The sequence below is a fragment of the Rhodococcus sp. PAE-6 genome (assembly GCF_025290685.1).
In the GTDB taxonomy this organism is placed as follows: Bacteria; Actinomycetota; Actinomycetes; order Mycobacteriales; family Mycobacteriaceae; genus Rhodococcus; species Rhodococcus pyridinivorans.
This window is the reverse complement of sequence record NZ_JAOCLZ010000013.1, coordinates 1-12,268: the sequence shown is the minus strand read 5'-3', so window position 1 is coordinate 12,268 and position 12,268 is coordinate 1. Positions and strand designations below refer to the sequence as shown.

The window sequence follows — 12,268 nt, the reverse complement described above, 5'->3', positions numbered from 1 at the left end:
CGGAGGAGAGGTATGTCGCCACAGAACCGAATCACCGCGACACATGTCTGTGGCCGCTCTTGCGGGAGCGCAGCCGCACAGAAGGAGGTCAGGTGACCACTTCGGACCCCGAACATCATGGAAACCAGGATCCCGACCCTGCACGCACCCCGGATCTGGAACCCGGCGGTGGCGTAGCACCCGGATCGACGCCCCCCGATTCGGGGACGACATCCGGGCTGTCCGCCCCGGAACCCGACACGAGGAAGCGATTCCCCATCAGCGGGTGGCTCACGCTGCTCGCCGTCGCGGTGATCGTGATCATCTTCGTGGTCGCGATCTTCGGCATCCTGTCCTGACGGTTCGGCCGGAGCCGCGCCGCGGAGCTTCTCGTCAGCGTCCGCGACGCGGTAGCCGCACGACCTGCACGAAGAACTCGTCGATCTGCTTCACGGCACCGATGAACTGGTCGAGATCGACCGGCTTGGTGACGTACGCATTGGCGTGCAGCTTGTAGCTGCGGAGAATGTCCTCCTCCGCCGACGAGGTCGTGAGCACCACGATCGGGATGTCGGACAGTTCCGGATCGGACTTGATCTTCGTCAGCACCTGACGGCCGTCGTATTTCGGCAGGTTCAGGTCGAGCAGGATCAGATCCGGGCGCGGCGCACCCTCGTACTCGCCCCGGCGGTACAGGAAGTCGAGTGCTTCCGCCCCGTCGCGGACGACGTGGAGGGCGTTGCCGATCTTGTTGTCCTCGAATGCTTCACGGGTCATCAGCTCGTCGCCGGGATCGTCCTCGACCAACAGGACGTCCACCGGTCGGGCAGCGGGATAGGTCACGATCGTGCTCCTCATGACGTTGTCCCCTGCTTCTGCTCGACGGGGCGTGATGCGGTTCCGAGGGTGAAGCAGATTCGAGTGCCCTCGGTATGAGTATCGCCGTACTCGGTGTCGATCCAGATTCTTCCAGCGTGATACTCGACGATTTTCTTGCACAGCGCCAGTCCGATACCGGTGCCCTGGTAATCGTCGCGATGATGCAGCCGCTGGAAGATGACGAACACCTTCTCGGCGTACTCGCTGTCGATCCCGATGCCGTTGTCGGTGACGCAGAAGTGCCACTGCGGACCGTCCGACTCGTCCTCGACTTTTTCGCACTCGATCCTGATCACCGGGGTGCGATCGGGATGCCGGAACTTGATGGCGTTGCCGACCAGGTTCTGCCACAACATCGTCAGCAGAGTGGGGTCGCCGGTGAGTTCGGGCAGCTCGTCGGGGCGTTCGATCCGCGCCTGCGTCTCCTCGATGGACGCGGAGAGATTGAACAACGCCTTCTCGAGCGGCCGGCCGAGGTCGACCCGGACGTAGGCGTCGTGGACACGTCCGACCCGGGAGAAGGCGAGCAGATCGCTGATCAGCACCTGCATACGTTTCGCACCGTCCACGGCGTATTCGACGTACTGCCGTCCGCGATCGTCGAGGACGTCGCCGTACCGCTTCTCGAGCAGCTGGCAGAAGGACGCGACCTTCCGCAGCGGTTCCTGCAGGTCGTGCGATGCGACGTAGGCGAACTGCTCGAGTTCGGTGTTCGAGCGGCGGAGTTCCTCGGCCTGGGAATCGAGATCCTCGGTCTGTTTCGCGAGCAGGGTCTGCTGCTTCCGGGAGTCCGCCAACGCGTCTGCGATACGACCGCGCATCGTCTCGACGTCGAGGGCGAGTGCCCGGATGTCCTTCGGTCCCTGGGGGTGGATGTGCTGGTAGAAGTTCTCCTCCAGCGCGACCCGGCGACTGGCGTTGCGGAGTTTGTTGAGCGGCACGGCGACGAGATTGTGGACGAGGGCCACCATCGCGAGGCCGGTGAGGATGAACGTGATCACCATGGCGATCAGGACCGAGTTGCGGATCGTCCGGGACTGCACGAGATCGTCGAGGTTCTCTTCGAGCACACGGGAGAGCGCGCTGTTCTCCTGGACGAACATCGACCGGATCTCACCGAAGGTCAGCCGGTCCTCCTCTGCCAGGTTCGCATCGACGGGGCGCGGCTGCCCGGGCACGACTGTGGCGATGATCGGCTCTGCATATTGCGTCTGCCACTGCCGGGCGGTGGCGTCGATGGAGTCGATGTCGGCGAGGAGCTCGGGATGGTCGGCGAGGAGTTCACGGAGGCGATCGAGGGCGACCTGCTGATCGGCTCGGCCGGCGCGATACGGCCCGAGGAAGATCGGGTCGGTCGTGAGCGCATACCCGCGGACCGCGGTCTGCTGATCGAGCAATGAGCTCTGCAGCCGGTAGGACTCCGTCATCGCGGGCTGGATCCGCCCGGTCACCTCGTCGGTGATCTGCACGGTGCGCTGGATGAAGATTCCGCCCACGATCGAGCCGAGGACGGCGAAGACCGCGAGGACCGCGAACGCGACCTGAAACCAGCTCTGCACGACCAGCCGCGACGAGAACCGCTCGATGCGCGGTTCGGGAACCGAAGGATCCCTCATCGCCGCACCGTCGCTCCGACCTCGGCGGAACGCACGATACCGATCACATCCACCCCAGCTTCCCGGCCCGTGCCCGATTCGCGCCTACGGGCGACGAATCCCGACGGCGGTGCGGTCCCGAACCTGTCGGTCTGCGAACACACGTATGGACGGGCTGTCTGTTGAACCCGAATGCGAACTGTAGCCGACCGGTGGAGCCGTTCCGATCCGGCCACGGGCCGAACCGGCTGCACCGAGTGCCGGAACGCGACTAGGGTCGGTCGCATGACACGACGAGTGAGTGTGTGGGGTGGCGCGTTCTGGCTCAGTCGGAAGGTTCGCGAGCAGGCGCTCGATGCAGCCCGCGAACTGGAGGAACTCGGGTACTCCCGGTTGTGGACGTCCGGCGGATTCAAGGACGGCTTCCCCTCCGTCTACGGTGAACTGCTCGCGGCGACGACGACGCTCGAGCTGGCGAGCGGCATCATCAGCATCTGGCACGCCGACCCGAAGACCACGGCGGCTGCGGTCGCCGATCTGGAGTCGCGGTATCCCGGTCGTTTCCTGCTGGGCGTCGGAACGAGTCACGCTCCCGTCGTCGACGCGCGGGAGAACACCAGCTACACCAAGCCCTACAGCCGGATGGTCGAGTACCTCGACGGCCTCGATGTGGCGTCGACGCCGGTGCCCACCGATCGCAGGGTCCTCGCGGCGCTCGGCCCGCGCATGCTGAAGCTGTCCGCCGAGCGCGCGGCAGGAGCCCATCCGTACTTCGTTCCGCCCGCGCACACGGCGGTTGTGCGTGAGGCCCTCGGCTCGGAGCCGTTGCTCGCGCCCGAGGTGGCCGTCGTCCTCGAAACCGACGAGACCGTTGCGCGTTTCATCGCCCGCGAGTACATGCGCGGTTATCTCGCGCTGCCGAACTACTCGAACAACCTGCGTCGTCTCGGGTATACCGACGAGGACCTCGCCGACGGTGGCAGCGACGGCCTGATGGACGTGCTCATCCCGTGGGGCGATCTCGACAGCGTCGTCGCCGGCATCGAGAAGCACTACGCCGCCGGTGCCGACGAGGTCGCCATCCAGGTGCTCACCGCGGATCCGTTCACATTCCCGAGCGAGGGCTACCGGCAGCTCGCGTCCGCGCTGCTGAGCTGAGGTCACCGAACCCCGAGGTCACCGGATCGGTGTGGCCGCTCAGATCGGCCGCACCGTGAGGATCTGGGACATCGTGCCGATCGGTCCGGTCGCATCGTGCAGCACCGTGCTCGTCAGGCCGACGCCGTCGGCGCCGAACGAGACCGACGTATCGAAGCCGACCCATTCACCGCGGGGTTCGGCGAACAGGTGCGCGGTCAGGTCGACGTTGGGGAAGGCGACCGTTCTCGGATCGGCACGCACCGCCATGCCGTTGGCGATGTCGAACAGGCCGGCCGTGGCGGCGAGATCGCTGACCTTCTCGCCCTCCACGAGCGGGAGACCGGTGCGCACCCAGAACGAGGCCCGTCCGGGTGCGGTCGAGACGCGGCGCACCTCCACCGAGTCGATGAATCCTCCCGGCCACAGCGTCGTCGGGTCCCAGGGTTCGCAGTCCTCGGGCGTCGGAATCGGCTGCAGCGTGGTGCCGGCGATCTCCGCGGTGGGACGGGTCTGCATCAGCCACGCGCGCGCACGCACGATCGCGCGCCCGTCGTAGGCGAGGGTCGCTTCCACGAGTTCGATGGTGCGTCCGGGCCGCAGGACCTCGACCGTCGTGACGACGGGACCGACGGGCACGGTGCCGAGGATGTCGTACGACAGGCGTCCGATCGTGAGGTCGTCGTCGCGCCGCGCGTCGCGGTCGCATTCGACGACGTGGGCGATCAGCCCGAGAGCGGGAGCGATGTGCTGCTCCGCCTCGTTCCACGCCCCACCGACATGTTCGGTGGCGCGGAAGGAGGTCGGGCCGAGTCGTTCGAAGTAGCTCATGCGGTCTCCGTTCGTGACGGCTCTGCCGCGAGAGCCGAGGGGGTCGCGGCGAGAGCTGCCAGTGCCATGCGTCGCAGCACCGCGCGGGTGCCTTCGGGGGAACGCGGGTCGGCGCTGTGCGGTGTCGAGTTGATGAGTCCGAAGGTCGCGTGCGCCATCGTGCGCGCATCGGATTCGGGCAGTGCGGGGTCGATGCGGCGCAGGGCGTCGACCCAGATCTCGACGTAGCGACGCTGGGTCACCCTCACCTCCCGCTGCCCCTCGTCGGGGAGGGACGTGAACTCGCGGTCCTGCACGCGGATGAGATCGGGCTCGCCCAGCGCGAAGTCGAGATGGAAGTCGACCAGGCCCTCGAGGGCGTCGCGCGGGTCGGGCGTCGTCTCGGCGACCTGCGTGCCACCTGCGAGGAGGCGGCGGCTGATCTCGACGAGGATCTCGACGAGCAGGGCGTCCTTGTTGGGGAAGTGCCGGTACACGGCGGGACCGCTGATCCCCACGGCCGCACCGAGATCCTCGAGGCGGACCCCGGGGAATCCGCGTTCGGCGATCAGGTGCGCCGCGGCACGCAGGAGGTCCCGTCGGCGTTCCGCCTTGGCGAGGCTACGCCGCGTCGGGCGTCCCGAGGCGGTCGAGACGTCGATCGCGGACTCGGTCATGAAAATCTCCGCTCGGTGTGGTCTGGACAACTCGGTTAATCATAACTAACCTAGATTTCAGTTAATGGCGATTAGTCGATCTACCGAGGATGGTGTCCGTGACAACCGCTGAGACGGCCTCGACAACCAGCCGCGACCAGCACGAACAGCTGGTCGGAGAGCTCCGAGACAAGCTCGCTGCCGCAGCCCTGGGTGGCAGCGAGAAAGCCCGGGAGCGGCATGTCGCCCGCGGCAAGCTGCTTCCCCGCGACCGCGTGGACGAACTGCTCGACACGGGCAGCCCGTTCCTCGAACTGTCGCCCCTCGCCGCCGACGGGATGTACGACGACGAGTGCCCCGGCGCCGGCATGATCGCCGGCATCGGCCGCGTCGCCGGCCGCGAGTGCGTGATCGTCGCGAACGACGCCACCGTCAAGGGGGGCACCTACTATCCGATCACGGTCAAGAAGCATCTGCGGGCGCAGGAAGTCGCGCTGCAGAACAACCTGCCGTGCCTGTACCTCGTCGACTCCGGTGGCGCCTTCCTGCCGCGGCAGGACGAGGTCTTCCCCGACCGCGAGCACTTCGGCCGCATCTTCTACAACCAGGCCACCATGAGCGCCAAGGGGATTCCGCAGATCGCCGCGGTCATGGGCTCGTGCACCGCCGGCGGCGCCTACGTCCCCGCCATGAGCGACGAGGCCGTCATCGTCCGCAACCAGGGCACCATCTTCCTCGGTGGCCCGCCGCTGGTGAAGGCCGCGACCGGCGAGGTCGTCACCGCCGAAGAGCTCGGCGGCGGCGACCTGCACTCGAAGGTCTCCGGCGTCACCGACCACCTGGCCGAGGACGACCGCGACGCGCTGCGCATCGTGCGAGACATCGTCTCCACCTTCGGTCCGCGCAACCCACGTCCGTGGGACGTCGAACCCACCGTCGAACCCGAGGCCGACCCCACCGAGCTGTACGACGTGGTGCCCACCGACTCGCGCATCCCCTACGACGTGCACGAGGTCATCGACCGTGTGGTCGACGGCGCCGGCGGTGACGGCCATGGATCCAGCAGCTTCCACGAGTTCAAGGCCGAATACGGCAAGACTCTCGTCACCGGCTTCGCACGCATCCACGGCCACCCGGTCGGCATCATCGCGAACAACGGCGTTCTCTTCGGCGAATCCGCCGTCAAGGGAGCGCATTTCATCGAACTGTGCGACAAGCGCTCGATCCCGCTGGTGTTCCTGCAGAACATCTCCGGCTTCATGGTCGGCCGCGACTACGAGGCCGGCGGCATCGCCAAGCACGGCGCGAAGATGGTCACCGCGGTCGCGTGCGCGCGGGTGCCGAAGCTGACCGTCGTCATCGGCGGCTCGTACGGCGCCGGCAACTACTCGATGTGCGGTCGCGCGTATTCGCCTCGCTTCCTGTGGATGTGGCCCAATGCCCGCATCTCCGTCATGGGCGGCGAGCAGGCCGCCTCGGTGCTGGCCACGGTGCGCTCCGACCAGCTCGACGCCTCGGGCAATCCCTGGACGGCCGAGCAGGAGGAGGAGTTCAAGGCTCCGATCCGCGCCCAGTACGAGGAACAGGGCAATCCCTACTACTCGACCGCGCGCCTGTGGGACGATGGCATCATCGATCCCGCAGACACCAGAAAAGTTCTCGGACTGGCACTGTCGGTGTGCGCCAACGCCCCGCTCGAGCCGGTCTCCTACGGCGTCTTCCGGATGTGAGTGCACCCATGACTGATACGACTCGGATCGACACGGTGTTGGTCGCCAACCGCGGTGAGATCGCGGTGCGCGTCATCCGCACCCTCAAGGCGATGGGCATCCGCTCGGTCGCCGTGTTCAGCGAGGCCGACCGCGACGCCCGGCACGTGCAGGAGGCCGACACCGCGGTGCTGCTCGGACCCGCCGCGGCGCGCGAGAGCTATCTGGTGATCGACAAGGTCATCGACGCGGCGCTCGCCACCGGTGCACAGGGCATCCATCCCGGCTACGGATTCCTTTCGGAGAATTCGGCTTTCGCCGCCGCGTGCGCCACTGCCGGTATCGCCTTCCTCGGCCCGTCCGCCCACGCCATCGAGACCATGGGCGACAAGATCACCGCCAAGGCCGCGGTGTCGGAGTTCGGCGTTCCCGTCGTGCCCGGCATCTCCCGGCCCGGACTGAGCGACGACGAACTGATCGCGGGCGCCGAGGAAGTCGGCTATCCCGTGCTCGTCAAGCCGTCCGCCGGCGGTGGCGGCAAGGGCATGCGCCTCGTCGAGGACCCGAAGGATCTGCCCGCCGCGCTCGAATCCGCCCGCCGCGAAGCAGCGTCGGCGTTCGGTGACGACACCCTCTTCCTCGAACGGTTCGTCCAGCGCCCCCGGCACATCGAGGTCCAGATCCTCGCCGACGCGCACGGCAACGTCGTCCACCTCGGCGAGCGCGAGTGCAGTCTCCAGCGGCGGCACCAGAAGGTCATCGAGGAAGCGCCCTCCCCGCTGCTCGACGAGGCCACCCGCGCCCGCATCGGTGAGGCCGCGTGCAACACCGCGCGCAGCGTCGACTACACCGGCGCCGGCACCGTCGAGTTCATCGTCTCCGCCGACAAGCCGGACGAGTTCTTCTTCATGGAGATGAACACCCGACTGCAGGTCGAGCATCCGGTCACCGAGATGGTCACCGGCCTCGACCTCGTCGAGTGGCAGGTGCGCATCGCCGCGGGCGAGCCGCTCGGGTTCACCCAGGACGACATCACCCTCACCGGCCACGCGATCGAGGCCCGCGTCTACGCCGAGGATCCGGCTCGCGGCTTCCTTCCGACCGGCGGTGAGATCGTCGATGTCGTCGAGCCTTTCGGGGCGAGCGCAGCGACGGGGAACGTCACCGGTCCCCGCGTGCGCGTCGACTCCGGCATCCGCGCCGGCACCGTGGTCGGCAGCGACTACGACCCGATGCTCGCCAAGGTCATCGCCCACGCCGACGACCGCGCCGGAGCGCTGCGCCGCCTCGACCGGGCGCTCGCACAGACCGCCGTGCTCGGCGTCGTCACCAACGTCGACTTCGTGCGGTTCCTGCTCGCCGACGACGACGTGATCGCCGGCGCGCTCGACACCGGCCTGCTCGACCGTCGGGTCGGCGACTACACCGCCCCCACGACCGCCGATTCCACGCTCGTCGCCGCGGCCATCCTGCGGTGGCTCGACCGCTGGGCGGGCGACACCACCGATCCGTGGGCGGTGCCCGACGGATGGCGCGTCGGTGCCCACCGGCCCGTCACGTCGCGGCTCACCTCCGGCGACCGCACCGCACATGTGCGCCTGACCGGAACTCCGGCGGCCGGTGTCGCTGAGGTCGAGGACGGCGAGACCTACCGGTTCAGCGCCGTGCTGCACGGCTCCGCTCTGGCGGTCGTGCTCGACGGCCGGCGTCGCAGCTACCGCGTCGGCGAATCCAACGGTGCGGTCTGGCTTTCCGACGGCCACGGCAGCGTCGCCGTCCGCGAGGTGCGCGAGGCATCGGTGCGCGGCGGCGACGCCCACGCCGGCGACGCCGACATCACGAGCCCGATGCCCGGCGCCGTCATCGCGGTGTCCGTCGCCCCCGGCGACACCGTCACGGCCGGGCAGACGCTCGTCGTCGTCGAGGCCATGAAGATGGAACATTCGCTCACCGCCCCCATCGACGGCACCGTCGAACTGTTCGCGGCAGCCGGTGAGCAGGTCAAGGTCGATCAACTTCTCGTGCGAATCACCCCGCACGCCGACACGGAAGAGACAAAGTGATGACGGAATACCTGGCCACGGGCCAACTTCCCGACGAGTACGAGCAGCTGCGCAAGACGGTCGCCGACTTCGCCCGCACGGTGGTCGCGCCGGTCGCCGCCAAGCACGACGCCGAGCACTCGTTCCCCTACGAGGTCGTGCAGGGCATGGCCGAGATGGGCCTGTTCGGCCTGCCGTTCCCCGAGGAGTACGGCGGCATGGGCGGCGACTACTTCGCGCTGTGCCTCGCGCTCGAGGAACTCGGCAAGGTCGACCAGTCCGTCGCCATCACCCTCGAGGCCGGTGTCTCGCTCGGCGCGATGCCGATCTACCGCTTCGGCAACGAGAAGCAGAAGCAGGAGTGGCTGCCGCAGCTCGCGAGCGGCCGCAACCTCGCGGCCTTCGGGCTCACCGAACCGGGTGCGGGCAGCGACGCCGGAGGCACCAAGACTACCGCCAAGCTCGAGAACGGCGAGTGGATCATCAACGGCAACAAGCAGTTCATCACCAACTCCGGCACCGACATCACCTCGCTCGTGACCGTCACCGCCGTCACCGATGTGCGGGAGAACGGCAAGAAGGAGATCTCCACGATCCTCGTGCCGACCTCCACGCCGGGCTTCACCGCCGAACCCGCCTACAACAAGGTCGGCTGGAACGCCTCCGACACGCATCCGCTCACCTTCGCCGACGTGCGGGTGCCCGAGGAGAACCTCCTCGGCGAGCGGGGCCGCGGCTACGCCAACTTCCTGCGCATCCTCGACGAGGGCCGCATCGCCATCGCCGCGCTGTCGACCGGCGCCGCGCAGGGCTGCGTCGACGAATCGGTGAAGTACGCCAAGGAGCGCGAGGCGTTCGGCAGCCCGATCGGCAACAACCAGGCCATCGCCTTCAAGATCGCCCGCATGGAGGCACGTGCGCACGCCGCGCGCACCGCCTACTACGACGCCGCCGCCGCGATGCTCGCCGGCAAGCCGTTCAAGAAGCAGGCCGCCGTCGCCAAGCTCGTCGCGTCCGAGGCCGCGATGGACAACGCGCGCGACGCGACGCAGATCCACGGTGGCTACGGCTTCATGAACGAGTACGCCGTGGCGCGCCACTACCGCGACAGCAAGATCCTCGAGATCGGTGAGGGCACCACCGAGGTGCAGCTCATGCTCATCGGACGGGAGCTGGGACTGTGAGCGAGACCGACACCACCGTGGAGAAGCGGATCGTCCAGCGTGGTTTGTGGTTCGAGGAGTTCGAACTCGGCGCGATCTACGAGCACCGCCCCGGCCGGACGATCACCGAGGCCGACAACACGCTGTTCACGACGCAGACGATGAACACGCAGGCGCTACACCTCGACGCCGCATACGCTGCCGAGACGAGTTTCGGTGAGCGTCTGGTCAATTCGATGTTCACGCTCTCGACGCTCGTGGGACTGTCGGTCGCCCAGCTCACGCAGGGCACGATCGTCGCGAATCTCGGGTTCTCCGAGATCTCCTTCCCCAAGCCGTTGTTCCACGGCGACACGCTCTACGCCGAGACGAAGATCGTCGACAAGCGCGAGTCGAAGAGCCGGCCGGGGGAGGGCATCGTCACCCTCGAACACACCGGTCGCAACCAGCGCGGCGATGTCGTCGCCGTCGCCGTGCGCAAGACCCTGGTCCAGAAGAGGCCCACGACATGACCTGGGAACTCCCCGGCCCCGCATGGCTTTTCTGTCCCGCCGATCGTCCGGAGCGCTACGCCAAGGCCGCCGAACGTTCCGACGTGGTGATCATCGACCTCGAGGATGCCGTCGCGCCGGCCGACAAGCCGGTGGCCCGTGAGGCGCTGATCGCCACTCCGCTCGACCCCGAACGCACCGTGGTGCGGGTCAACCCGGTGGGCACGGCCGACCACGAGGCCGATCTCGAGGCACTGCGCCGCACGTCGTACACGCGGGTCATGCTGCCCAAGTGCGAGAGCGGCGACGAGGTGCGCTCGCTCGCACCGCTCGAGGTGGTCGCGCTCATCGAGTCGCCCCTCGGGGTGCTCGCGGTGGAGGACATCGCCGTCGCCGAGAACACCCTCGGAATGATGTGGGGTGCCGAGGATCTCGTCGCCGGACTCGGTGGCAACGCGAGCCGTCACGCCGACGGGACGTACCGCGCGGTCGCGCAACACGCCCGGTCGGTGACCCTGCTCGCCGCGAAGGGTCACGCCCGCTGGGCGCTCGACTCGGTGTACCTGAACATCAAGGACACCGACGGCCTGTACGAGGAGGCGCTCGACGCCGTGGCGGTCGGATTCGACATCAAGGTGTCGATCCATCCGAGCCAGGTCGACGTCGTCCGCCGGGCGTACGCGCCCACCCCCGAGGAGGAGGCGTGGGCGCGGCGCGTTCTCGAGGCCGCCGAATCGGAACGCGGCGTCTTCGATTTCGAAGGGAAGATGGTCGACGCCCCGGTGCTGCGCCACGCCGAACGCGTGCTGCAGCGCGCGTCGGCCGCCGCCTCGGCATGACCGCGTGTCACCGGGGACGGTGACGCAACAACTGAGTGAGACGGTGGGCGCTGTCGAGCAGCGCCTCACCGAGTTCGGGCACACGATCGGGCCGGAACCGGCTCTCCACGCCGGTCAGACTCAACGCCCAGGTCGGGGCGCCGCGGTGATCGAACACCGCGGCGCCCATTCCCCAACTGCCCTCGACGATCAGTGCCGGATTGACGGCGTAGCCGGTCAGCCGTGTCGTCTCGATCCGTTTCTCCAGTGCGGGTCGCGCGTGGTCCGGTCCCCAATCCTGCGTGAGATCCACCCGCGACAGATGCGCCTCGATCTCCTGATCGGGCATGTGCGCGAGGATCGCAAGCCCCGCCGACGCCACCCCGAGCGGGAACCGGATCCCGATGTGGAGCACGTGCGAACGCAGCGGGAAGCTGCCCTCCTCCATCGCCAGACAGACCGTCTCGTCGCCCCGCCGCGCGGAGAGGAATGCGCTCTCGCCGGTCGCGCGCGCCAGATCGCGCAGCACGTCGCCCGCGAGATCGGTGATGTCGTAGCGCACGGAGGCGAGCGATCCCAGCAGGTAGAGCTCGGGTCCGAGGGCCCAGCGTCCCGACGCCGGATCCCGGTCGACGAGCCCCTCGTCGGCGAGCGAGCTGAGCAGCCGGTGCACCGTGGGCCGGGCGAGATCGGTGGTGCGGGCGACCTCCGAGGTCGTCACCCCTTCCGGTTCGTGCGACGAGACGGTGCGCAGCAGGGCGGCGATCCGCGCGACCAGTTGACCCCGTGCATCGGACGACATGCCTCGATTCTACGTCCACTCAGTGAACGCATATAGCGTCTCTGTTCGATGAACGATCAATTTCAGAGAGATTCAGGCAGGTACTTGTGTTCGCCACCTGCAGACTCTTTACTGACGGTTTCAGAATGATCTCCGCAGTCGCCTCAAACAGATGATGCTGCACGCGAGTTCGAGCAGCCCCTGATGC

General features: G+C 67.8%; 12 protein-coding genes. 7 read left to right on the top strand and 5 right to left on the bottom strand.

Annotated features, from left to right (window positions below):
• The first annotated feature begins 92 nt into the window (after positions 1 to 92).
• A complete protein-coding gene (locus NVV99_RS21345) occupies positions 93 to 338 on the top strand; it encodes a DUF6480 family protein (protein WP_024102438.1) in 246 nt (81 codons plus the stop codon).
• A 34-nt stretch (positions 339 to 372) separates the two neighbouring features.
• On the opposite strand, the gene NVV99_RS21340 is transcribed toward NVV99_RS21345, so the two are convergent.
• Together NVV99_RS21340 and NVV99_RS21335 are read right to left on the bottom strand one after the other, a co-directional pair.
• Positions 373 to 837, bottom strand: a complete 465-nt coding sequence (locus NVV99_RS21340) for a response regulator (RefSeq protein WP_174479677.1) — start codon at positions 835 to 837, stop codon at positions 373 to 375.
• Positions 834 to 2,474 carry a CHASE3 domain-containing protein gene (locus NVV99_RS21335; RefSeq protein WP_024102436.1) on the bottom strand — a complete coding sequence of 547 codons (1,641 nt, stop codon included), beginning with the start codon at positions 2,472 to 2,474 and terminating at the stop codon, positions 834 to 836. Before NVV99_RS21335 ends, NVV99_RS21340 begins: the two co-directional genes overlap by 4 nt.
• A gap of 264 nt (positions 2,475 to 2,738) precedes the next feature.
• Here NVV99_RS21335 and NVV99_RS21330 point away from each other — a divergent pair, with 264 nt between their 5' ends.
• Positions 2,739 to 3,611 (top strand): LLM class F420-dependent oxidoreductase, encoded by an 873-nt coding sequence (locus tag NVV99_RS21330; RefSeq protein WP_197539101.1) that lies wholly within the window; start codon positions 2,739 to 2,741, stop codon positions 3,609 to 3,611.
• 39 nt (positions 3,612 to 3,650) lie between these two features.
• On the opposite strand, the gene NVV99_RS21325 is transcribed toward NVV99_RS21330, so the two are convergent.
• On the bottom strand, positions 3,651 to 4,421 hold the full coding sequence (locus NVV99_RS21325) for a thioesterase family protein (RefSeq protein ID WP_006550757.1): 771 nt from the start codon (positions 4,419 to 4,421) through the stop codon (positions 3,651 to 3,653).
• Positions 4,418 to 5,077 (bottom strand): TetR/AcrR family transcriptional regulator, encoded by a 660-nt coding sequence (locus NVV99_RS21320; protein ID WP_006550756.1) that lies wholly within the window; start codon positions 5,075 to 5,077, stop codon positions 4,418 to 4,420. Before NVV99_RS21320 ends, NVV99_RS21325 begins: the two co-directional genes overlap by 4 nt.
• A gap of 89 nt (positions 5,078 to 5,166) precedes the next feature.
• Between NVV99_RS21320 and NVV99_RS21315 the strand changes: the two genes are divergently transcribed.
• Genes NVV99_RS21315 through NVV99_RS21295 form a run of 5 tightly spaced genes read left to right on the top strand, consistent with a single transcriptional unit; the run spans position 5,167 to position 11,300 of the window.
• Positions 5,167 to 6,786: a carboxyl transferase domain-containing protein gene (locus tag NVV99_RS21315; RefSeq protein WP_019290586.1), complete on the top strand. Its 1,620-nt coding sequence runs from the start codon at positions 5,167 to 5,169 to the stop codon at positions 6,784 to 6,786.
• Positions 6,787 to 6,794: 8 nt separating this feature from the next.
• Positions 6,795 to 8,828: an acetyl/propionyl/methylcrotonyl-CoA carboxylase subunit alpha gene (locus tag NVV99_RS21310; RefSeq protein WP_024102434.1), complete on the top strand. Its 2,034-nt coding sequence runs from the start codon at positions 6,795 to 6,797 to the stop codon at positions 8,826 to 8,828.
• A complete protein-coding gene (locus NVV99_RS21305; RefSeq protein WP_024102433.1) occupies positions 8,828 to 9,991 on the top strand; it encodes an acyl-CoA dehydrogenase family protein in 1,164 nt (387 codons plus the stop codon). The genes NVV99_RS21310 and NVV99_RS21305 overlap by 1 nt, the downstream gene beginning before the upstream one ends.
• Positions 9,988 to 10,482, top strand: coding sequence for a MaoC family dehydratase (locus NVV99_RS21300; protein ID WP_024102432.1), 495 nt, complete (start codon positions 9,988 to 9,990; stop codon positions 10,480 to 10,482). Before NVV99_RS21305 ends, NVV99_RS21300 begins: the two co-directional genes overlap by 4 nt.
• Positions 10,479 to 11,300, top strand: a complete 822-nt coding sequence (locus NVV99_RS21295; protein ID WP_024102431.1) for a CoA ester lyase — start codon at positions 10,479 to 10,481, stop codon at positions 11,298 to 11,300. Before NVV99_RS21300 ends, NVV99_RS21295 begins: the two co-directional genes overlap by 4 nt.
• Before the next feature lie 7 nt (positions 11,301 to 11,307).
• Here NVV99_RS21295 and NVV99_RS21290 read toward each other — a convergent pair whose 3' ends face one another.
• Positions 11,308 to 12,081, bottom strand: a complete 774-nt coding sequence (locus NVV99_RS21290; protein ID WP_019290591.1) for an IclR family transcriptional regulator — start codon at positions 12,079 to 12,081, stop codon at positions 11,308 to 11,310.
• Positions 12,082 to 12,268 lie beyond the last annotated feature (187 nt).